Origin of the sequence: Levilactobacillus bambusae, from assembly GCF_003124125.1 — a bacterium.
GTDB lineage: Bacteria > Bacillota > Bacilli > Lactobacillales > Lactobacillaceae > Levilactobacillus > Levilactobacillus bambusae.
Window position 1 is genome coordinate 256,069 of the sequence record NZ_QCXQ01000006.1, and the last position, 21,339, is coordinate 277,407.

The following is a 21,339-nucleotide window of genomic DNA, read 5'->3' on the forward strand; positions in this document are numbered from 1 at the left end:
GGAGTCCGACTATGGAACCAGCGATTAGTTATCGCCTGATTAAAACAGAAAAGCACACGGGGGCCCGGCTTGGTGAAATCACTACCCCGCACGGAACGTTTAAGACGCCCATGTTTATGCCCGTGGGTACCAATGCCAGTGTGAAAGGCATTTCACCCGAGCAATTAGATGAAATGGGTTCTCAAATTATCTTAGCTAATACTTATCACCTTTGGCTTCAGCCTGGATCAGGCCTTGTTAAAGAAGCGGGAGGCCTCCATCGCTTTATGAACTGGAAAAAGGGGATTTTAACCGATTCCGGGGGCTTTCAGGTTTGGTCGTTAGCAAAAGACCGCCAGATTAGCGAGGAGGGGGTTCATTTTCGTAATCCGGTTAATGGCGATAAACTCTTTCTCTCACCCGAAAAAGCCATTCACATTGAAAATGATCTCGGTCCAGATATTATGATGAGTCTGGATGAATGTCCCCCGTTTTTTGAAAGTTACGATTACATCAAAAAGAGCGTTGAACGGACTAGCCGTTGGGCCGAACGGGGGTTAGAAGCTCACCGTAATCCAGCTACCCAGGGGATTTTTGGAATCGTCCAGGGGGCCGGTTACGAAGATTTACGCCGGCAATCAGCGACCGATTTAGTTTCAATGGATTTTCCGGGCTATTCAATTGGCGGACTTTCGGTTGGGGAATCCAAGGCCGAAATGAATCACGTTTTGGAGTTTACAACGCCCATGCTGCCAACGGATAAACCCCGGTATTTGATGGGGGTTGGGTCTCCGGACGCCCTGATTGACGGTGTCATTCGGGGAATTGATATGTTCGATTGTGTCCTCCCCACCCGGATCGCCCGCAAGGGAACGTGTATGACGTCCCACGGGCGCTTAGTGGTTAAGAATGCTGCGTATGAACACGACTTCAACCCAATTGACGATCAATGTCAGTGCTATACATGCCGCAACTATTCACGGGCATACATCCGGCATTTATTTAAGGCGGATGAGGCCTTTGGCAGAACGTTAACCAGTTATCATAACCTATACTTTTTAAACCACCTGATGGCTGAAGTTCGCCAGGCAATCATGGATGACAACTTGCCTGATTTTCGGGAACGGGTATTTGAGAGCTACGGCTATAACCAAAAAGGTGCGAAGAATTTTTAGAAAATCACGAAATTCAACCAAATTTGGGGTTAATTTGTTACAATGTGAGGGTAAGGGATAAAATAAGGAGTGAACACATTGACAGGAAACTATTCTAGTATCATCATCTTAGTCTTATTATTTGCCGTTCTTTACTTCTTAATGCTGCGGCCACAACAAAAGCAGCAGAAGAAGCGTCAAGAAACGTTAAACCAATTATCAGTTGGGGATCACGTTGTCACGATTGGTCGGTTACACGGGATTATTAGTGAAATTGATTCTGCTAATAAGGTCGTTACCCTCGATTGCGAAGGGATTTACTTAACCTTTGACATTGCTGGGATTGCAACGGTTTCAGAAAAAGCGCCAGCAGCAACAACTGCCGTAGCCGCTGAAAGTTCTGCCGCTGCTGCCGAAAGCGCCGCCGAAAGTGACGCTTCATCAGCCGAATCAGTTGCTTCTTCAGCAGAAAGCGAATTAGCTTCCGAAGAAAATAAGGCGGACAGCCAAAACTAGTGAATCACTTTAACAACGTATGGGCTCGGGTTGAGCGATACGTTGTTTTTTTGTTTGCTTCCAAACGTATGTTCGGGTAAAATAAAGGTAGAAAGGATGAGTGCGAAGATGAGTGATCCTACGCCAATTGCGGACCGGAAAATTATTCACGTTGATATGGATGCTTTTTATGCGTCAATTGAAATGCGGGATCATCCAGAGTTTCGCCACCATCCGTTAGTGATTGCCAAGGATCCTAGGAAGACCGGTGGCCGTGGAGTTGTGGCTACAGCTAACTACCTGGCCCGAAAAGCTGGGGTTCACTCAGCAATGAGTGCGGTCGAGGCGCTAAAGCTCTGTCCGGAGGCGATATTTAAGACCCCAGATTTTATCTTATACCGCCAGGTCTCGGATCAGATTCACGCTATCTTTCATGAGTACACGGATAAAATTGAACCCGTGGCGTTCGATGAGGCCTACTTAGACGTTACGGAAAATAAGCGCCACGTTCGTTCGGCCGTCTTAGTTGCCCATGAAATTCAGACGGAAATCTTTGAAAAAACCCACTTAACGAGTTCAACGGGGATTTCTTACAATAAATTCTTAGCTAAGGAAGCATCAGAGTACCGAAAACCAGTCGGGGTTGCCGTTATCTTACCGGAAGATGCCCACGAGTTTTTAATGGCGTTACCCATTGAACGCTACCGGGGAGTAGGAAAGAAAACGGTCAAAAAAATGTATGATTTGGGGATTCAATCGGGGGCGGATCTCTATCAATTAAGCGAGTTAGAATTGATTCACCACTTTGGTAAATTTGGCTATGGGCTTTATCAGCGAGTCCGCGGGATTGACCATCGGCCGGTTGAGTATCAACGGGAACGAAAGTCAATCGGCCGGGAACGCACCTATGGCCCAGAACTTACCACGGAGGGGGAAGTGGAGCAGCAACTGCACCGAATTGCAGAATTGGTGGAACAGAGTATGACTAACCATCAGCGTCACGGGAAGACACTGGTCTTAAAGGTTCGGAACAGTGATTTCGAGACGTTAACGCGCCGGCAAACCTTTGAAGACTATATCGAAAACGATGCCGAGCGCTACTATGACATTGCGATGGACATCTTCCGTGAGCTTCAGGTTGCGAAAATTTCGATGCGACTACTCGGGATTACCATAACCGGGTTAGCTCCGTTAGGATACGAAAACATTCGACTCCCCCTTTTTCCGAGCGATTTGACCTAAGAACTTTGAATTTAACCCGTAAACCAGTTATACTGGTAGTCGACTGAATTAACGGTTTAACCGTAACCGTTTGGAGAAACTTGAGATAGGGATGGACATCAATGACAATTCAACAGGAGATTTTAGCTCAAATTAAACAGGCCAACACCATTATCATTCACCGTCACCAGCGCCCTGATCCAGATGCAATCGGATCACAGCTTGGACTGCGTGATATTTTACGCGCAAGTTTTCCAAATAAGATGGTTTTAGCCGTTGGTAAAAACTATCCGGGGTTTGCCTGGATGGGTGAGGCTGACACGGTTGAAGATGATCAGTACCAAAATGCATTGGTGATTGTTGTCGATACGGCTAACCAGCCACGGGTTGATGATGTTCGCTGGAACACGGGCAGCGGGGTGATTAAGATTGATCACCATCCGAATGAAGATCCGTTTGGCGACCTCCTGTGGGTTGAACCAGAAGCATCCAGTACCTCTGAATTAATTTACGATTTATGCGCCGCAGTTAAGCCTGAGTTAACGATTTCTGACGATGCTGCGCGACTACTTTATGCGGGAATCGTCGGGGATACCGGTCGGTTTATGTATCCAGCTACGACGGCCCATACCCACACCGTTACCGCTGGACTCATGACCCATCAGTTTTCCGCTTCCGAGGTTAATCAGGAAGAGGATGAAATCAGTATCCCGCTGGCCCGTTTGTCTGCCTACGTCTACCAAAACCTGAATATCTTAGACAGTGGGGCTGCGTACCTTATCTTGTCTGACGAAATTCTGGCACCCTTTAATCTGGGGGATGAAAGCACTTCTGCAGTCGTTCCGCTACCAGGTCGAATTAAGGAAGTTTTAGCGTGGGCGATCTTTGTTGAGTCAAAGGATCATTCTTACCGGATTCGGTTACGTTCTAAGGGGCCATCTATTAATGAATTGGCCAAGGTATACGGTGGTGGGGGCCACGCATTGGCTAGCGGAGCCGTTGCCAAAACAGATGAAGAGATTAAGCAGGCGATCGCAGATCTCGATGCCGTCTGCCAGCAGTTTGAAGGAGAAAATGAATGAGCGATAATTTTGCCCAGTTTAACTTAAAGCCGTGGCTACTTGACGCGGTTAAAGAATTAGGGTTTCAGGAACCAACTCCCGTTCAGAAGAAGTTGATTCCCGTTATTTCCCACAACAGCAGCGTGATTGGTCAGTCCCAAACGGGATCTGGAAAAACCCATACGTTCTTATTGCCAATTTTTAACGAGTTAACGGCTAAACCAGAGGTGCAGGCGGTTATTACGACCCCGAGCCGGGAGTTAGCCTATCAGATTTACGACGCCGCTAAGCAGCTCGCTAAGCACGCGCCCTTTGAAATTCGGGTGCATAACTACGTGGGGGGAACCGATAAAACGCGTCAGGTTGAAAAACTAAAAAATAACCAGCCTCAAATTGTGGTTGGAACGCCAGGTCGGATTTGGGATTTAGTGCGGTCCAACGCACTAGATATTCATACGGCGCGTCAGTTTGTGGTGGATGAAGCGGATATGACCCTTGATTTAGGGTTCTTAGATCAGGTCGATCATATTGCGGGACGGATGCCTGAAGACCTACAGATGATGGTCTTTTCAGCCACGATTCCCCAGAAGTTACAACCCTTCCTAAAGAAGTACATGAAGAACCCCGTAGTAGAAAAAATTCCCGTAACGACGGTGATTAGCCCGACCATTGAAAACTGGTTGATTTCCACAAAGGGGAAGAATAAAAACCAGTTAATTTATGATCTGCTAACCGTGGGAAACCCATACTTAGCCCTCGTCTTTGCTAACACCAAGGAGCGGGTTGAGGAAATTAACGCCTTTCTGCAGGGTCAGGGATTAAAGGTTGCCATGATTCACGGTGGCATTAAAGCCCGGGAACGTAAGCGGGTAATGCGGGACGTTAAGAACCTTGACTATCAATTTGTTGTCGCCACTGATTTAGCGGCCCGGGGTATTGATATTGAGGGGGTCTCGTTAGTTATTAACGATGACATTCCATCCGATCTGGAATTCTTTGTTCACCGGGTAGGCCGGACCGGTCGAAAGGGGATGGCGGGGACGGCTATTACGTTATACGCCCCCGACGAAGAAGACGAAATTGCCGCCATTGAAAATATGGGAGTAACCTTTCAGCCTAAGAAGCTGGTTAACCAGGAGATTGTTGATTCCTATGACCGGAATCGGCGGGAGAATCGGACTCACCACCAGAAGAAGTTGGATCCGGAACTAATTGGTAAGGTAAAAAAAGAAAAGAAGAAAATTAAGCCGGGCTATAAGAACCGGATTAAGAAAGCCATTAGTGATAAACGCCGAAAGGAACGTCGAATTGAGCAACGTACTGAACGGCGGTCGAAGAAGCGGGCCAAGAAACAGAGTTCACAACGGTTCCATAACTAATTGACTTTCTAAAATTCAAATTCTATAATTTGAACAGAAAAGATAATTTAAAACAACCATTAATCTAAAGGATATGCCGCAGACATCTTGATTCGCAGAAACGTTTCGGGTGATGGAAGAAACGATTAGGATTTTGCGGTGCTCCCTTATTACACAGGTTACGCGACTCAGCGTTATGAGATTTAAGAGGTAATGATTAAGCATCGTTGCAAGCAAAGTGGAACCGCGGATTGGACGTCTTTGCAGCAACGGTGCTTTTTACTGTTAGAAGGGATGAATTTTTAATGATGAAAGAACTGAGTAGTAGTCAAATTCGGCAAATGTTTTTGGACTTTTTTCAAAGTAAGGGGCATACGATTGAACCGAGTGCCTCATTAATTCCCCAGGATGATCCGTCCCTGCTCTGGATTAACTCCGGGGTTGCCACGATGAAAAAATACTTTAGCGGTCAAGTCGTTCCAGAAAACCCACGAATGACGAGTTCTCAAAAGAGTATTCGGACTAACGATATCGAAAACGTAGGGCATACGGCCCGCCACCACACGCTCTTTGAAATGTTAGGTAATTTTTCGGTCGGCGACTATTTTAAGAAGGAAGCCATTACGTGGGCGTACGAGCTATTAACTTCCCCCGATTGGTTCGGTTGGGATCCCGATAAGTTATACATGACAGTTTACCCCCAGGATCAGGACGCGAAGAAGTACTGGGCAGAGGTTGGCGTTGCGCCCGATCATATTATTGAAGCCGAAGATAACTTTTGGGACATCGGTGAAGGGCCATCCGGTCCCGATTCGGAAATCTTTTATGATCGTGGTCAGGCTATGAATAACGTGGCTGAGGATGATCCAGAAAACTTTCCTGGCGGCGAAAATGAACGGTATCTAGAAGTTTGGAACATCGTTTTTTCACAGTTTAACCATGAACCAGATGGTTCGCATACGCCACTGCCCCGGAAAAACATTGATACGGGGATGGGATTGGAACGGGTAGTTTCAATTTTCCAAAATGCACCCACAAACTTTGAAACGGATCTCTTTATGCCCATTATTCAGACGGCGGCAGAATTGTCGGATGGTAAGAAATACGGGGTTAACGAAGCAGATGACGTTTCCTTCAAGATTATTGCGGACCACGCCCGGTGTGTGACGTTTGCCATTGGTGACGGGGCCTTACCTGGGAATGAAGGCCGGGGTTACGTTATTCGCCGGTTAATTCGCCGGGCCTTGGTTAACGGGCATAAGCTCGGAATTGACGGGGCCTTCTTGTACCAATTAGCCCCCGTCGTTGGCGAAATTATGAAGTCCTATTATCCTGATGTCTTAGACCAGATGGACTTTATTCAAAAGGTCATTCGGTCTGAGGAGGATCGGTTTAACGAAACGCTCACGGACGGAATGGACCTGTTAAACGAAGTGATTGAAACCGTTAAGCAGGAAAAGGGACTAAAGATTAAGGGTGCTGACGCCTTTAAACTTTATGATACGTACGGTTTTCCACTGGAATTAACGCGTGAATATGCGAGTGACGCCGGAATCGAAATTGACGAAGACGGCTTTAAAGAAGAGATGCAAAAGCAGAAGGAACGGGCTAGAAGTGCCCGGGGCAAGCAAAAGGCCATGGGTGTTCAGCATGACTTACTGATTAACGTGACCACGCCTGGTGAATACGTGGGTTACGACCAATTGCGGGTGAACGGCAAGGTAACCACCATCGTTGAAGATGAGGCGCTGGTCGACCAAACCCATGCCAAAATGGTGGATGTGCTCTTTGATCGGACCCCATTCTATGCGGAAATGGGGGGCCAAGTTGCGGATACGGGCCATGTGTTAGACGGTGACGGAAACGTTGTGGCGGATGTGGTGGATGTTCAGCACGCGCCCAACGGACAAAATGTTCACACCCTTGACGTTAAGGTGCCCTTTAGCGTTGGCGATGAGTTTGAATTAGTTGTGGATGCGCACCGGCACAGTAAGATTGAAAAAAATCACACGGCCACTCACTTGCTGGACCAAGCGTTACGGGATGTGTTTGGAGAGCATACGCATCAGGCTGGATCCTTAGTGGAACCCGGATACCTTCGCTTCGACTTTAGTCACTTTGGCTCGGTTACCCAGGATGATTTGGATAAGGTTGAACGAATTGTCAACGAAAAAATCTTCGAGGAAATTCCGGTGACCACCACGATTACCGACCAAGAAACGGGTCGGGAAATGGGTGCCATTGCGATGTTTTCTGATAAGTATGGGGATCAGGTTCGGGTTGTCAGCATTGGCGATTACAACACGGAATTTTGTGGTGGAACCCACGTCAAGAACACCAATGAACTTGGGCTCTTCAAGATTATGTCAGAATCCGGAGTTGGCGCTGGGACCCGTCGAATTGAAGCGGCAACCGCAAGCGAAGCGTTTGACTACCTCGAAGAACGGAATATGATGCTGAAAAACATTGCGGCTGATCTAAAGGTTAACCAACTGAAGGACTTACCGAATAAGGTTACAGCGCTCCAGACGGACCTTAAGGACACGACCCAAAAGGTAGCGACGCTCGAAGGTAAATTAGCGACGCAACAGGCAGGTGATGTCTTCAATAACTTGACGGACGTTAACGGGGTAAGCCTGATTACGGGAACGGTCAAGGTGTCGAAGATGGACCAATTACGGGCCTTAGCGGATAATTGGCGTGACCAAAACCTTTCTGACGTTCTGGTTTTAGGTGCCGATGTTGAGGGTAAGGCCAACTTAATTGTGGCCGTTAACGTTACCACCATTAAGAAGGGAATTAAAGCCGGAGATCTCATTAAGGCAATTGCCCCTAAGATTAACGGTGGTGGCGGTGGTCGACCAAACTTGGCCCAGGCCGGCGGTAAAAATCCGGCGGGGTTACCAGACGCCATGAACGCTGCCAGTGAATGGCTTGCTGAACGGTAAACTAAGTTGAAATTGCTGATGTTACGAATTAGTTACATCAACGAACGCAAGTTGTAGTTTCAATCGGAATCTAGTAAAATTATTACAATAAGAAAAGAGTGCGGAGGTGCGTGATTGTGAGTTCATTAGATAAGACAATGTTTTTCAACTTTGACGATAATAAGCCAAAGGACGTCCATGATACGTTAGTGACGGTCTACCAAGCCTTGGAAGAAAAGGGCTACAATCCAATTAATCAGATTGTGGGCTACCTTATCTCTGGCGACCCGGCTTATATTCCACGTTTTAATGATGCACGTAACCTGATCCGGAAGCACGAACGGGACGAGATTATTGAGGAGCTCGTCCGCTTTTATCTTAGTGAGAATGGAGCCGTGGAGAAGTAATGAGATTATTAGGTCTGGATGTCGGCTCAAAAACAGTAGGGGTGGCCGTGAGTGATGCCTTTGGTTGGACGGCTCAGGGATTAGAAATTATCCCGATCGATGAAGATGAGCAAAGATTCGGACTGGATCGCGTTGCTGAACTCGTAACTGAACATCAAGTTGAGGGCTTCGTTCTCGGTCTCCCAAAGAATATGAATAATACGTTGGGCCCCCGTGCGGATGCCTCAAAGCACTACGGTGAAATGTTAACCGAAAAATTTGGGCTTCCCGTTGATTTTGAGGACGAACGTCTAACAACGGTTCAGGCGCAGCGAATGCTGACGGAAGGGGCGGACGCCTCACGTCGCAAACGAAAAAAAGTTATTGATAAGGTAGCAGCGAGTTTGATTTTGCAAAACTACCTGGATCGACACGGAAAACTAACCCAATAAAAGCGAGGTTTTACCCATGAGTGAAGAAAACCAAGAACAAATCACATTGGTGGATGAAGACGGAGCGGAACAACTCTATAACGTTTTGTTTACCTTCCAATCTGATGATTACGGCAAGTCATACATTTTAATCTATCCTGCTGGTGCTGGTGAGGATGAAGAGGTTGATATTCAGGCTTATGCATTGCCTGCAGACGACGACCCCGCAAATCCTTCGGGTGGCGAATTGCAGTTGATCGAGTCCGATGAGGAATGGGACATGATTGAATCGGTTTTGAATACCTTCCTCGATGACGGTTCCATTGATCCGGATGCTGCGAAGGAAAATCACGATCACCACTAAGCGTTAAGTGAATCATAACCCGCAACCTAAAAGGACGGCCGATCTTCGAATGAAGGGGCTGTCCTTTTCGTGTCTGACACAGGGAGCATTGGTGATGAATAAGATTCATGATAAAATGGAACAGATAATTTGAGGGGGATTTGTAATGGTAAATGATAAACGACGGTTTAAAGCCACCATTAACGGAAAGACATACACGATCGTAGGTAACTCAAGCACTGAGCACATGAATGCAGTCACAACGATGATGAACGAACAAATTACCCAGCTGAAGAAGCTGGCGCCGGAATTGAGTCGGGAAGACGTCGCAACTTTACTGGCGTTTAACGCAATTTCAGATCAACTGAACAAACAAGTCGAATTAGAAAATTTAAAGAAGTCGGTTGAGGATCAAACAGAGGATAAATAACCATGTTGCTTTCAATTATAATCATTGCAATATTATTTTTTGGTTTTCGACGCGGCTACCGACGCGGTTTCATTTGGGAGATCATTAACCTGTTGGGTTACATTGGGCTATGGGTGATTGCCCGGCTATTCGCGCCCCAGATTGGCCAGGCAGTTGCCAAGCTAGTTTCAGGGTGGACCTTTCAATCGAACAGTCAATTTTCCCAGGTGGCCGCCGGAACTTTCTTTGGAACGGGAATTGGGTATTTAATTATTTTTTCCGTTGGTTGGTTTATTTTGCGTTGGGTTGGTAGGACGCTAAACTTTGCCGCTAAGATCCCGGTTATTCACCAGTTAAACGGTCTGGCCGGAGGAGTTATTAATTTAGTTATTCGGTACGGGCTAGTATTTATTGGCTTGGAGGTCTTATCCTTAGTCTCAATAACTTGGTGGCAGCAGATGTATCACGCTTCCACCGTTGCCCAGTGGATTGTGCACCAGACCCCCGTTTTATCATCTGAAGTGGTGAAGTGGTGGCTGTCGACGCACTAACGAGTGCGAAAGGAGTTAACGATGGACAAAAAAACACTGTCGATCATGGAATATGATCGAGTTAAACAGAAATTAAACCGGTACCTAGTTTCAGCTTCAGGGAAGCATGAAGTGGCAAAATTAGAACCAATTTCTGATGAACTACAGCTTCAGGATTGGATTGATGAAACCAAGGATGGAGCTGATATTTATCGGTTAATGAGTGGGGTTCCAATGCCCAAATTAGACGATATCCATCCCCATATGAAACGACTTGAAATTGATGCAACCTTGAACGGGTCGGAATTGGCCCAAATTAGTCGCGTGCTCCAAACCGTTAACAGCGTTCGACATTTTTTTGCTGACTTAAAGGACAAAGAAATTGAACTGCGCCGGTTGTATGGCGTGGCTGAAACGTTAACCGCGTTACCCGATATTAATCGGCGACTAAAAACGGCAATTGAAGGGGACGGTCGGATCACGGATGACGCCTCTAGCGACTTAAAAACCATTCGGAATCGAATTACTCACACTGAGGGCGAGATTCGGTCAACGATGGAACGGTTTACGAGGGGGAAGGATACGCGCTATCTAAGTGATGCTGTGGTTACGATTCGGGATGACCGGTATGTAATCCCCGTTAAGGCGGAGTATAAGCAGCGGTTTGGCGGGATTGTCCACGACCAATCTCAGACGGGACAAACGCTCTATATCGAACCGGAAGCGGTCGTCGGTCTGAACAACCGGCTGCGGTCGGATCAACTGGCAGAACGGGATGAAGAACAGCGAATTTTAGCCGAATTATCCGATCTGATTCGGCCGTATAGTAATGAGATTGCCCAAAATGCCGTTATTTTAGGGCACCTTGATTTTGTTAATGCGAAGGCAAAGTACGCCCACGCCTTAGGTGCAACTGAACCCGTTATCTCAACGGACAATCAGGTCAGTCTTCGGCAGGCAAGGCACCCCCTCATTGATCCAGCCAAAGTGGTGGCTAACGACCTTGAACTGGGTGGCGAGTACAAAGCCATTATTGTGACGGGACCCAATACGGGTGGGAAAACCATTACGTTAAAGACGCTGGGACTCCTCCAGTTCATGGGGCAGTCCGGTCTATTTATTCCGGCTAACGAACACAGTCAAATTGGATTATTTGATAATATCTTCGCTGAAATTGGGGACGAGCAGTCCATTGAACAGAGTTTAAGTACCTTCTCGGCCCACATGAAAACCGTTATTGATATTTTGAGTCAGGCTGACAGTCGGAGCCTAATTCTACTTGATGAATTAGGCTCTGGAACTGATCCTAAGGAAGGGGCGGCCCTTGCGATGGCAATTTTAGACCAAATTGGCACGTTAGGCAGCGAAGTGGTAGCGACCACCCACTACCCAGAATTAAAGGCGTATGCCTATAACCGACCCGAGACGATCAATGCCAGTATGGAATTTGACACGGCAACCTTGCAACCAACGTACCGGTTTTTAACGGGAATTCCTGGAAGTTCTAATGCCTTGGATATCGCCCAACGGTTAGGGCTGGATGCGACGGTCGTTGCTGAAGCTAGGGGATTAACGGATCAGGACAGTCAGGATTTAAATGCCATGATTTCCGACCTTACCGCAGAGAAACGGGCCGCAGAACGGGAGGCTGAGGAACTTGCCGTGCAATTGGACGAAGCCCAGCAATTGCATGATGATCTAAAAAACCAGTTTGAGCAATACGAAAAGAACCGGGAGAAGTTAGTGAACCAGGCTAAGGAGCAGGCGAACCAAATTGTTGCCAACACCCGGGAAAAGGCCGATCAAATTATTTCTGATATTCGTAAGAAACAGCTAACGGTTGGTCAAAGTGTAGTTAAGGAAAACGAGTTAATTGATACTAAGGGCCAAATTAATGCGTTGGAACAGCATCCCGAATTAAAGAAAAATAAGGTCCTTCAACGAGAGAAAAATAAGCATGACTTTCATAAGGGTGATGAAGTAATCGTCAAATCCTATGGTCAGCAGGGAGTCTTAATGCAGCAACTTGATAAGTCCCACTGGGAAGTCCAGTTGGGAATTTTGAAGATGAAGGTTGCGGTGGACGACCTAGAACGGATCACTCAGACGAATCAGCAGAAGCAAAAACAACCCCGGACCTCGGTTAAACGGACGGCATCGAGTGGAATGTCACCAACCCTTGACCTTCGGGGTCACCGGTACGAAGAAGCCATTCAGGAGCTAGACCGATATATTGACTCGGCCCTCTTAGCGGGGTATCCTCAAGTTACGATTATTCACGGTAAGGGAACGGGCGCACTCCGTAAGGGTGTTACTGATTACCTTAAGCGGAATAAGCGGGTTAAAAGTTTTGGATTTTCACCAGCAAATGCCGGTGGAGATGGCTCGACCATTGTCAAATTTTAAGCTAAATTAGATTGCGAACAACTTAGTTGAAAAATTTGACAGATATGATACACTAATTTTTAGTAAGAGTAACGGTATGGTTAATATCAAAGGAGGAGTTGCATATGGTTCACGAAACAACGGACAGCACATTTGAAGCTGATACGAGTAAGGGTGTTACCTTAACTGATTTTTGGGCGACTTGGTGTGGCCCATGTCGGATGCAGTCACCGGTCGTTGAACAACTGTCTGACGAAATGGGTGACAAAGTTACCTTTAATAAGATGGACGTGGATGCAAATCCTAAGACGGCCCAACAGTTTGGTATTATGAGCATTCCAACCCTCCTAGTTAAGAAGGACGGGCAAGTTGTTGATTCCATCGTGGGTTACCACAGTAAGGAACAACTTGAAAAGATTTTAGGTCAGTTTGTAACGGCCTAATGAACACACTTGTGAGTTAAAAATCGCCCCGGCTGCCAAAAACAGTCGGGGCGATTTTTAATTTAATTTTCTGAGTCGGATGAAGAGGTGACTTCCGTCACGTCACCATCGGCATCTTCGGTGAAAATAGTGGCCTTTTTAACCGGCATAAACGTTGGGGTATCGTAGTTTTCGTCAACATCGTGAGGATCAGATACCAGTTCAATATCGACAGCCTTAGACCGGTGTTTTTGTTCCAAGCTTAACTGGGCCTCCGTGAGATCCCCCGTTTGTTGCTGAATCGATTCAGCCAAGAAGCCGGCTTCTAGCATAAAATCGGGTTGTTCAACGTGACTAATCCGGGTTTCAATGGAGGGACCACTGAGTCGCCAAACCTGCCGGTGGTTACCTGATTTAACCAGTTCAAGTTCCCCAAATCCGGCCTGTTCGAAAAAGACGGTTAAATCGGTCGGACTACCAATTGGAAACTGACGGGCAAGCTGTTTGCCAGCCCAATAGGTAATACTGTCCGAATCATCGCCCAAAATGTTAGTGAGAAGAACGTCACGAATTAATATTTTTGGAAAATCCATTGCTGTGTCGGCTTGCCCAACGACTGTTTCGTAAATGTTTTGCACGTTACCGGACTCCTTTTTGGAAGTTAATTCAATTTCATTATACCGTAAATTGGTAAGGGACGTTGATATTCAGTTTAGGAATCTGTCAAAGTGGCAAAGCTTGAAAGATTTTCCTAAGTAGAACATAATAAAGTTTCAGATGAAAAGACGAAAGAAGGCTGGATCATGAATGTGAATCCAATTGGTTACATGGATTCTGGGGTTGGCGGACTAACCGTTGTAAAGGAAGCCTTACGCCAGTTGCCAAATGAATCGGTAGTTTTTTTGGGCGACCAGGGTCGATTGCCGTACGGACCCCGAGATGCCAATGAAGTGCGCCGGTTTTCCGAGCAGATTGCCCGCTTCGAACTCCAATTTGATATCAAGATGTTTGTGATTGCTTGTAATACGGCAACGGCTGCAGCACTTCCAGATTTACAGGCGAAAATGGACATTCCCGTCGTGGGTGTCATTGCTCCGGGGAGCCGAGCTGCCGTTTCAGCCACCAAAAACCATCAGATCGCTGTTTTAGCAACGGATGGCACAACGAAGAGCGGAGCCTACCCTGAGATGATTGCCCAAATGGATGCGAAGGCAGGGGTCGTTGGACTCGGATGCCCGGATTTTGTTCCGTTAGTCGAGAGCGGCAAGTACCTCAAGCCAGTTGCTCAAACGATTGTCGATGCAGGGTTAGATCCATTAGCGACGAGTCAGGTCGATACGGTTGTTTTAGGCTGTACTCACTATCCCTTATTAGCCCCGCAGATTCAGCGCTTTTTCGGCAAGGGCGTGACGTTGATTGACGCTGGTAAAGAAACGGTTAAAACCATTACGGCGTTACTGGATTACTATCAGTTAGCCAGTCCCCGAAAGGGTCGGCCGAACCGGTATTTTACAACGGGAAGCGTCGTCGATTTTAATCAGTTAGCTGCTGAATGGATGCCAGAAGAGCATGTTTCTGCGCAGGCGGTTGCCGTATCGGAATTAGAAGCCCAAATTTAAAATGAGCGAGGGTCAGGAATGACAAATGAATTAGTAATTGCAACAAAAAACGAGGGGAAGGCCCGCGAGTTCCGCGAACTATTGGCTCCAAAGGGGATTACCATAAAGACGTTGGCTGATTTTCCGGAAATTCCGCAGGTAGCAGAAACCGGTCAAACCTTCGAAGAGAACGCAACGTTAAAGGCGACGGCGGTTGCCCAGCTAACTAGCCTTCCCGTATTAGCGGATGATTCTGGGCTGGTGGTGGATGCACTTGATGGGCAACCCGGAATTTATTCAGCCCGGTATGCGGGGAACCACGATGATCGACGGAATATGGCTAAGTTGCTGCGGAAACTTGATGGTGTACCAAAAGATCAGCGGACCGCACACTTTCAAACGACGCTGGTTCTCGTTAAACCAACGGGTAAAAAAATGGTTACTAATGGTTACGTTAAGGGGCTGATTTTAACTGAGCCAAGGGGTGAAAATGGATTTGGGTACGATCCCGTCTTTTTCGTTCCGGCCTACCATCAGACCTTAGCCGAGATGACTGAAAAACAAAAGAATGCCATTAGTCACCGGGGTCATGCGGCACAACAAATGCTCGAAAATTTTGATGAATGGTGGGATCAAGCATGAAGCTTTTAGTGGTAAGTGATAATCATGGGGATCGTGACATCTTAGAAAAGGTGTTTGCAACGGCGGATAGCGAAACAACTATTTTTCACTGTGGCGATTCGGAACTGGCGGCCGATGATGAAATTTGGTCAGACGTTTCGGTTGTCAAAGGCAACATGGATTGGGACGAGTACCCAGAAATGCTAACGAATCAGGTGGGAGATCAATTTGTTTTTTTAACGCACGGACACCTCTTTGACGTCAACGACTCGTTAAATAAGCTCTCGCTTAAAGCCGAAGAGCTGGGTGCGAACATGGTGCTTTTTGGCCACACACATCAGCTCGGAGCAGAGGTTCGAGATCATACGTTATTCCTTAACCCTGGATCCATTTCGCAACCGCGGGGTAAATATGCGGATCTTGGCGGCACGTACGCTGTGATTGAGGAAACGCCAGCGACGTTTGATGTCACCTACTTTAATCGTGATGCCCAGGTTATTGACGATCTTTCCATGAGTTTAGCAAAGTAATGAAAAAAGTCGGTCCCGTCAGAGCGAATACTCTGCAGGACCGACTTTTTATGGGATTTATGATGGTGTGGATGGTGCTTCATAATTATTAACGTTAACGGCTTGGGTTACAGTTGGTAGGCTGATTCCGGCCTTTTGAATTGCCGAAAGGTAGGCCGCTAAAAAGTCAGCCTGAATGGGGATGGCCTTACCCGGAACCGTTTCAATGACGACCTGATAGACGAGGATTCCCTCTTGGTTTTGGAGAGTTCCCGTAATGGAGGGCTCACCAATGATATCGGGGTAATTGGGCACCTTATCGTTATTTACCTGAGTGATAATGGTGTTTAACTTTTCGATGGGCGTATTTGAGTAAATAAAAATCTGCATAATGGCCCGCATGGGATTACGCGACATATTTGAAACGATCGTAATATCTCGGTTGGGGATAAAGTTGACCGTTCCATTCAGGGCGGTGACCTCAGTAATTCGCAGCCCAACGCTAGTAACCCTTCCGGTAATCGTTCCAATAGTAACGATGTCGCCCACGTCAAACTGCTGTTCCACTAGGATTGAGACCCCCGTGACTAGATCGCTGACAAAGCCCTGAGCCCCCAAGCCAATCGCTAAACTGAAAATTCCGGCACTGGCAACCAACGTGCCCACCGGAACTCCTAAGGTAGAGAGCAGGGCGTAGATCCAGAAAAATAGAATGGTGTAGCGAAACAGGTTAGTAACTAAAGAATAGATGGTTTTAGCTCGATTAGAAACGTGTTCCAGATTTTTATCGGTTTTATCAACTTTAAAGTAGCGGCGAAAAGCGTGGCCAATGATGCGGAGACCAATCCGACTAATCAGCCATAAAATGAGGGTTAAAAAAATTATCTGACCTAGCCGACTCCAAAGGTGGTTGAGAAGAATTTTCCAATCAAAGTGTTGGAAGTAGGATTCAATCCCCTTGGTGTCAATTTTTGGGGTGGATGAGATTGATTGAGCAAGTAATCTGGCCATTGTTTGATCTCCTTTTTGGTTAACTTCTACTTAGTGTAGCAGAAAAAAGAGGTTTCGGGGGGATTGTTTAACTGAAAGCCCTTCACCTTTTCGTTGCGAAGGTAGCGGCGTCATGCTATGCTAAGGGGTGTATGAACAATGGGTAAAGGAGGGATTTTCATGACAGGTGGACAGGTTGCAGGACTCATCGCAGCGATTGCGTTTTTAATTCTTGTACTATTCATCGGGATGTTTTTGACGAAACTGAACAAGACGCTGGGACAACTGAATGCATCCATGAAAACAATGACGGATGATATTGACGTCATTAGCAAGCAGGCTGAGAACATCTTGGCCAGTAGCAATGTTTTATTGGATGACGTTAACGAAAAGTTTGCGACAATTGATCCTGTGTTTCAGGCTGCGGCTGATCTTGGAACCAGTGTTTCAGATCTAAACGATGCAACACGAAATTTAACGGCTAAGGTATCATCTAACACCAAGACGGCTGAAAAGGCATCGGTGGCCAGTCGGTTTGGCCGGACTGCCTTTAATATGTACAGTCGGCACAGGGCCAAAAAGGCAGACTCAATGACGACACCACAATAAGAGGGAATTTAGAAGGGAAGGTTTTAAATGGCTAAAAAAGGATTTCTACTTGGTTTAGTATTAGGTGGGGCAGCGGCATATGCTGCATACCGCTCAATGGATGCGTCACGGCGTCAAGAAATTAACGATAAGGCGCGGGATCACTATAATGATTTAAAGGATCGGGCAGTTGACTATGCCTTTTATGCATCAGATGCCTTAGATGATTTTAAGGACGTTGTTGCTAACCGAACCGCTGATTTTAAGGCTAACGCCGCGGATTGGCGTGCTAACATGGAGAATGACGCCGACAAGGCAGCTCATACGGTTGCTGAAAAGGGAAGCGAAACCAGCACCCAGTTTGAAACGGCTGCGGACCACCTTCGAAATGAACTGGCCAACAAGTCAAACGAAGTGAAGGATGATTTGAGCGACGAGGATGATATTGAGTTATCCAGTGACGAAGCCTTAAAGACAAGTGACAAAGCTAAGGTTGCTAGTTCCGCTAAGTCAGAGGCCACTCCTAAGGCAGACTCAGCTACTAGTGCGGCAACGTCAGCCTCTTCCAAATAACGTAAAATCGGGTTTCGAGTTTAACCATCGGACGGTGAGCCCACAAAAAAGCAGCATGGCCAATTTGGTCATGCTGCTTTTTTGATCATTGACCGACATTTAGTCGCCAACGTAGGTTAAGTCTTTTGAAGTGTGGGTGAAGGGTTCGCAGCCGTTCTTAGTGACGTAAACCGAATCTTCAATCCGAACCCCGGCAACGCCTGGAATGTAAATTCCGGGTTCAATAGAGAAACACATGCCTTCTTGGAGTTCCATGGTGTTTCCTTCCATGATACTTGGGAATTCATGCTCGCTCATTCCCATCCCGTGACCGAGCCGGTGAATGAAGTACTCACCATACCCGGCCTTCGTGATAATATCGCGGGCAACCTTATCGAGGGCTTCAGCCGTAATCCCGGGTTTAACGGCCGCCTGGGCAGCTAATTGGGCTTCTAAACAAACCTGGTACATATCCAATTCTTTTTCAGTTGGTTGACCAAGGGCTACCGTCCGTGAAGCATCAGAAATATAACCTTCCCATACCGTACCGAGATCAAAGAGGACAAGTTCATTTTCCTTAAACTTCGTTCCATTACTCTCACCATGGGGTTCAGCCGCATGGGCCCCAGCCTGGACTAGGGGATCAAAGGAAACGTGCATAATACCGTTTTTCATTAATTGATACTCGATTTCGGCAACGACGGATTGTTCCGTTCGGCCGGCCTTAACGGCTTCAAAACCAACTTTAAACGCAAAGTCGTCCCACTTGCCGGCGACCTTCAGCTTTTCGATTTCATCTGGTGATTTAATCAGCCGCATTTGTTCGATAAATGAGGTAATGCTGAGGTCAAATTTTGCGGCCGGCCACTGACTCTGTAAATCTTCGAGGCGAGCCACCGTAAAGTTGCTCTTTTCCAGTGCAACCCGGGTAGGGGTCACGTGCCGTTTGGCCACCTCATCGGCGATGATGGCCCACGGATTTTCGTGGTCTAAGTAGCCAACGACGGGGTAACGCCAACCGGTATCCTTAACGGCTTCGACCTCAAGTGCAGGGCAAAAAATGAAGGGATCCTGGTCGGGGAAAACGATCATCGCTAAAACCCGTTCAACGGGATCACTGGAAAAGCCAGTGAGGTACTCAATTGTTTTTGGGTCACTTAAGTAAGTTAGACTGGCTCCTTGTTGGGCAGTCCATTGTTGAATTTGTTGTCCTTTTGTCATGTGATCACTCCTTAATAGTTCGCTAACATTATAGCATAGGGGACCTCATTCTTGAAATCGGTTAACAATTAGTGTAATCTATTATTGTAAGCGTTTGCAGATATTGCGTTATGAAAACAAATCTGCTATATTATTCAGGTTATGTGAAAATTTGATGAAAACGAATCATTCTAATAAAGAAAGGGCTATCGAACATGGAAAAACAGACGGTAACGATTTACGACGTTGCCCGTGAAGCCGGGGTCTCAATGGCAACGGTCTCACGTGTTGTTAACGGCAACCCAAACGTAAAACCAGCCACCCGAAAGAAAGTTTTAGACGTCATTGACCGGCTAGATTACCGGCCAAATGCGGTTGCCCGTGGATTGGCAAGCAAAAAGACGACAACGGTGGGGGTTATTATCCCAGACGTGACGAACATCTACTTTGCTTCACTAGCGCGTGGAATTGACGATATTGCCATGATGTACAAGTACAATATCATTTTAACGAACTCTGACGAAAATAGCGGTAAGGAAGTTCAAGTCTTAAATACTCTGTTAGCTAAACAAGTGGACGGGGTTATCTTTATGGGGAATAACGTTAGCCCTGAATTGAAGGCCGAATTTGACCGCTCACGGACGCCAATTGTGTTAGCTGGTTCGGTAGACCCAACGAACACTCAGCCGAGCGTTAGCATCGATTATAAGGCCGCCGTTCATGAAGGGGTCGCTCGGATGCTTAAGCGGGGCTACAAGCGGGTTGCGTTTGTTTCTGGTCCGTTAGACCAACCCATTAACAGCGAATACCGGTTAGCCGGTTATAAAGATGCTTTAGCGGATGCGGGCATTGACTATGATGAACAGTTGGTTTTTGAGACGGATTACTCCTACCAGGCGGGGTACGACCTACAGGAAGCTTTAACGGCCGTCGATGCCACCGCTGCCTTTGTTGGGGACGATGAACTAGCTGCCGGGGTAATGAACGGAATGAACGATGCCGGAATTTCTGTACCAGAACAATTTGAAATTCTCACGAGTAACGATACCAAGCTCACAGAAATTGTTCGGCCCAAGATGAGTTCTATTACTCAACCCCTCTATGATATTGGTGCCGTTGCCATGCGACTACTGACGAAATTAATGAATAATGAACCCGTAGAGAATAAGAATGTTTTACTTCCTTATGGATTTGTTAAACGGGGTTCAACTAATTCTAACGAAGTTTAGAATTATTAAAGAAGGCGGGTTGGCGGAGTGGCCACCGCCTTTTTTTGTGCTACACTTAAATCAAATACTCATTTGAAATGGGGGATTACTATCGAACAATCGCGCATGACACGTCACCATGAATCCACGGCAGCAACGCCGACTCGACCGTATAAAAGGCGTCCTTGGTTAGGCTTTTTTATGGCTTTAGTGGTTGCACTCATGACCATTACCAGTTGCTTGCAAGTCACGATTTTTAATGAAGACTTCACGGCAAGTGCCATCTCTCGTTCAGGAATTGGCAGTTCGATTGCAACAGATTTGAATAATGAGCTATCTAACTATGGGGTCAGTCAAAACGTGGTGACGTCTGATTCCCTGCAACCGGTGATTAAGGCTGAGATTACCGCCCTCTATTCCGAAGATGGCTCAACCAGCTTATCCACGGCAGTTAGCCAAGTCATTACCAAGCAGGCAGAGAGTCATAACCTCAATTTACCAGGCACAGCAACGGATGTGTTAGCTAAGAAAGCTACTTCGTTGATTTCAGCTAAAATTGGCGGGGATCGGTTAGAACAACTGGCGCCTGAATTTCAGCAACTGCGTCACATGAATATGATGTTATTGGCAGCCAGTGCCATTTTCCTGGTGCTACTGGTGATTGTGGCTTTAGCAGAACACCACTTCTTTGGGGCCTTAGGACCAGGACTTTTCTTTGGTGGCCTACTTGTTTCACTGGGGGGGGGATTTGCCTACCTAATCGAACCCAGCGTGGTCTCCGGCATGTTTACGGACGCCCAAACTCTGATTTTAAATACGTTAAATACGGTAATTATTTCAAGCATTGTAACCTTGCTTTTCGTGGGGATTATTGAGATGGTGATTGGACTCGTAACGTTAGTTGGCCACCATGTCTTTGCTAAGAATCATTAAGTTTAATGAATACTAAGAGGGCACCTTTGATTAATTAGT

Annotated in this window: 23 protein-coding genes; 20 read left to right on the forward strand and 3 right to left on the reverse strand. The window is 46.7% G+C overall.

Features of this window, described 5'->3' with window-relative positions; genetic code table 11:
* The first annotated feature begins 11 nt into the window (after positions 1-11).
* The 13 genes from tgt to trxA all read left to right on the forward strand — a co-directional run bounded on the left by tgt (position 12) and on the right by trxA (position 13,122).
* Entirely contained in the window at positions 12-1,154 is a 1,143-nt protein-coding gene (tgt, locus tag DCM90_RS09055) for a tRNA guanosine(34) transglycosylase Tgt (protein WP_109251038.1), read from the forward strand.
* A 78-nt stretch (positions 1,155-1,232) separates the two neighbouring features.
* Positions 1,233-1,649, forward strand: coding sequence for a preprotein translocase subunit YajC (yajC, locus tag DCM90_RS09060; protein ID WP_225366018.1), 417 nt, complete (start codon positions 1,233-1,235; stop codon positions 1,647-1,649).
* A gap of 96 nt (positions 1,650-1,745) precedes the next feature.
* A complete protein-coding gene (gene dinB, locus DCM90_RS09065) occupies positions 1,746-2,870 on the forward strand; it encodes a DNA polymerase IV (RefSeq protein WP_109251040.1) in 1,125 nt (374 codons plus the stop codon).
* Positions 2,871-2,971: 101 nt separating this feature from the next.
* Complete coding sequence (locus DCM90_RS09070) at positions 2,972-3,931, forward strand: DHH family phosphoesterase (RefSeq protein WP_109251041.1); 960 nt, start codon at positions 2,972-2,974, stop codon at positions 3,929-3,931.
* The gene (locus tag DCM90_RS09075) at positions 3,928-5,289 is read left to right on the forward strand and encodes a DEAD/DEAH box helicase (RefSeq protein ID WP_109251042.1); all 1,362 of its coding nucleotides are present in this window, start codon (positions 3,928-3,930) and stop codon (positions 5,287-5,289) included. The genes DCM90_RS09070 and DCM90_RS09075 overlap by 4 nt, the downstream gene beginning before the upstream one ends.
* A gap of 287 nt (positions 5,290-5,576) precedes the next feature.
* Positions 5,577-8,216 carry an alanine--tRNA ligase gene (alaS, locus tag DCM90_RS09080; protein WP_109251096.1) on the forward strand — a complete coding sequence of 880 codons (2,640 nt, stop codon included), beginning with the start codon at positions 5,577-5,579 and terminating at the stop codon, positions 8,214-8,216.
* A gap of 116 nt (positions 8,217-8,332) precedes the next feature.
* A complete protein-coding gene (locus DCM90_RS09085) occupies positions 8,333-8,602 on the forward strand; it encodes an IreB family regulatory phosphoprotein (protein ID WP_109251043.1) in 270 nt (89 codons plus the stop codon).
* Positions 8,602-9,033, forward strand: a complete 432-nt coding sequence (gene ruvX / locus DCM90_RS09090) for a Holliday junction resolvase RuvX (RefSeq protein ID WP_109251044.1) — start codon at positions 8,602-8,604, stop codon at positions 9,031-9,033. The genes DCM90_RS09085 and ruvX overlap by 1 nt, the downstream gene beginning before the upstream one ends.
* Before the next feature lie 16 nt (positions 9,034-9,049).
* On the forward strand, positions 9,050-9,376 hold the full coding sequence (locus tag DCM90_RS09095; protein ID WP_109251045.1) for a DUF1292 domain-containing protein: 327 nt from the start codon (positions 9,050-9,052) through the stop codon (positions 9,374-9,376).
* 145 nt (positions 9,377-9,521) lie between these two features.
* Complete coding sequence (locus tag DCM90_RS09100) at positions 9,522-9,785, forward strand: cell division protein ZapA (RefSeq protein ID WP_109251046.1); 264 nt, start codon at positions 9,522-9,524, stop codon at positions 9,783-9,785.
* A gap of 2 nt (positions 9,786-9,787) precedes the next feature.
* The gene (locus DCM90_RS09105; RefSeq protein WP_109251047.1) at positions 9,788-10,315 is read left to right on the forward strand and encodes a CvpA family protein; all 528 of its coding nucleotides are present in this window, start codon (positions 9,788-9,790) and stop codon (positions 10,313-10,315) included.
* Between the two features lie 21 nt (positions 10,316-10,336).
* On the forward strand, positions 10,337-12,700 hold the full coding sequence (locus DCM90_RS09110; protein WP_109251048.1) for an endonuclease MutS2: 2,364 nt from the start codon (positions 10,337-10,339) through the stop codon (positions 12,698-12,700).
* A gap of 104 nt (positions 12,701-12,804) precedes the next feature.
* A complete protein-coding gene (trxA, locus tag DCM90_RS09115) occupies positions 12,805-13,122 on the forward strand; it encodes a thioredoxin (RefSeq protein WP_109251049.1) in 318 nt (105 codons plus the stop codon).
* 62 nt (positions 13,123-13,184) lie between these two features.
* On the opposite strand, the gene DCM90_RS09120 is transcribed toward trxA, so the two are convergent.
* The gene (locus tag DCM90_RS09120; RefSeq protein WP_109251050.1) at positions 13,185-13,739 is read right to left on the reverse strand and encodes a YslB family protein; all 555 of its coding nucleotides are present in this window, start codon (positions 13,737-13,739) and stop codon (positions 13,185-13,187) included.
* Between the two features lie 162 nt (positions 13,740-13,901).
* Between DCM90_RS09120 and racE the strand changes: the two genes are divergently transcribed.
* The 3 genes from racE to DCM90_RS09135 are packed head-to-tail and all read left to right on the forward strand — an operon-like array spanning position 13,902 to position 15,850.
* A complete protein-coding gene (gene racE, locus DCM90_RS09125) occupies positions 13,902-14,720 on the forward strand; it encodes a glutamate racemase (protein WP_370738412.1) in 819 nt (272 codons plus the stop codon).
* A gap of 18 nt (positions 14,721-14,738) precedes the next feature.
* Complete coding sequence (locus DCM90_RS09130; RefSeq protein ID WP_109251052.1) at positions 14,739-15,341, forward strand: XTP/dITP diphosphatase; 603 nt, start codon at positions 14,739-14,741, stop codon at positions 15,339-15,341.
* Positions 15,338-15,850 carry a metallophosphoesterase gene (locus tag DCM90_RS09135; protein ID WP_109251053.1) on the forward strand — a complete coding sequence of 171 codons (513 nt, stop codon included), beginning with the start codon at positions 15,338-15,340 and terminating at the stop codon, positions 15,848-15,850. Before DCM90_RS09130 ends, DCM90_RS09135 begins: the two co-directional genes overlap by 4 nt.
* 57 nt (positions 15,851-15,907) lie before the next feature.
* On the opposite strand, the gene DCM90_RS09140 is transcribed toward DCM90_RS09135, so the two are convergent.
* Entirely contained in the window at positions 15,908-16,840 is a 933-nt protein-coding gene (locus tag DCM90_RS09140) for a mechanosensitive ion channel family protein (RefSeq protein ID WP_109251054.1), read from the reverse strand.
* A 159-nt stretch (positions 16,841-16,999) separates the two neighbouring features.
* On the opposite strand from DCM90_RS09140, the gene DCM90_RS09145 reads away from it, so the two are divergent.
* Positions 17,000-17,428, forward strand: coding sequence for a DUF948 domain-containing protein (locus tag DCM90_RS09145; RefSeq protein WP_109251055.1), 429 nt, complete (start codon positions 17,000-17,002; stop codon positions 17,426-17,428).
* A 27-nt stretch (positions 17,429-17,455) separates the two neighbouring features.
* A complete protein-coding gene (locus DCM90_RS09150; RefSeq protein ID WP_109251056.1) occupies positions 17,456-17,980 on the forward strand; it encodes a hypothetical protein in 525 nt (174 codons plus the stop codon).
* A 99-nt stretch (positions 17,981-18,079) separates the two neighbouring features.
* On the opposite strand, the gene DCM90_RS09155 is transcribed toward DCM90_RS09150, so the two are convergent.
* Positions 18,080-19,180: a M24 family metallopeptidase gene (locus DCM90_RS09155; RefSeq protein WP_109251057.1), complete on the reverse strand. Its 1,101-nt coding sequence runs from the start codon at positions 19,178-19,180 to the stop codon at positions 18,080-18,082.
* 194 nt (positions 19,181-19,374) lie between these two features.
* On the opposite strand from DCM90_RS09155, the gene ccpA reads away from it, so the two are divergent.
* Both ccpA and DCM90_RS09165 read left to right on the forward strand, forming a co-directional pair.
* Positions 19,375-20,388, forward strand: a complete 1,014-nt coding sequence (gene ccpA, locus DCM90_RS09160) for a catabolite control protein A (protein ID WP_109251058.1) — start codon at positions 19,375-19,377, stop codon at positions 20,386-20,388.
* Between the two features lie 105 nt (positions 20,389-20,493).
* Positions 20,494-21,300 carry a hypothetical protein gene (locus DCM90_RS09165; protein WP_133244335.1) on the forward strand — a complete coding sequence of 269 codons (807 nt, stop codon included), beginning with the start codon at positions 20,494-20,496 and terminating at the stop codon, positions 21,298-21,300.
* Positions 21,301-21,339 lie beyond the last annotated feature (39 nt).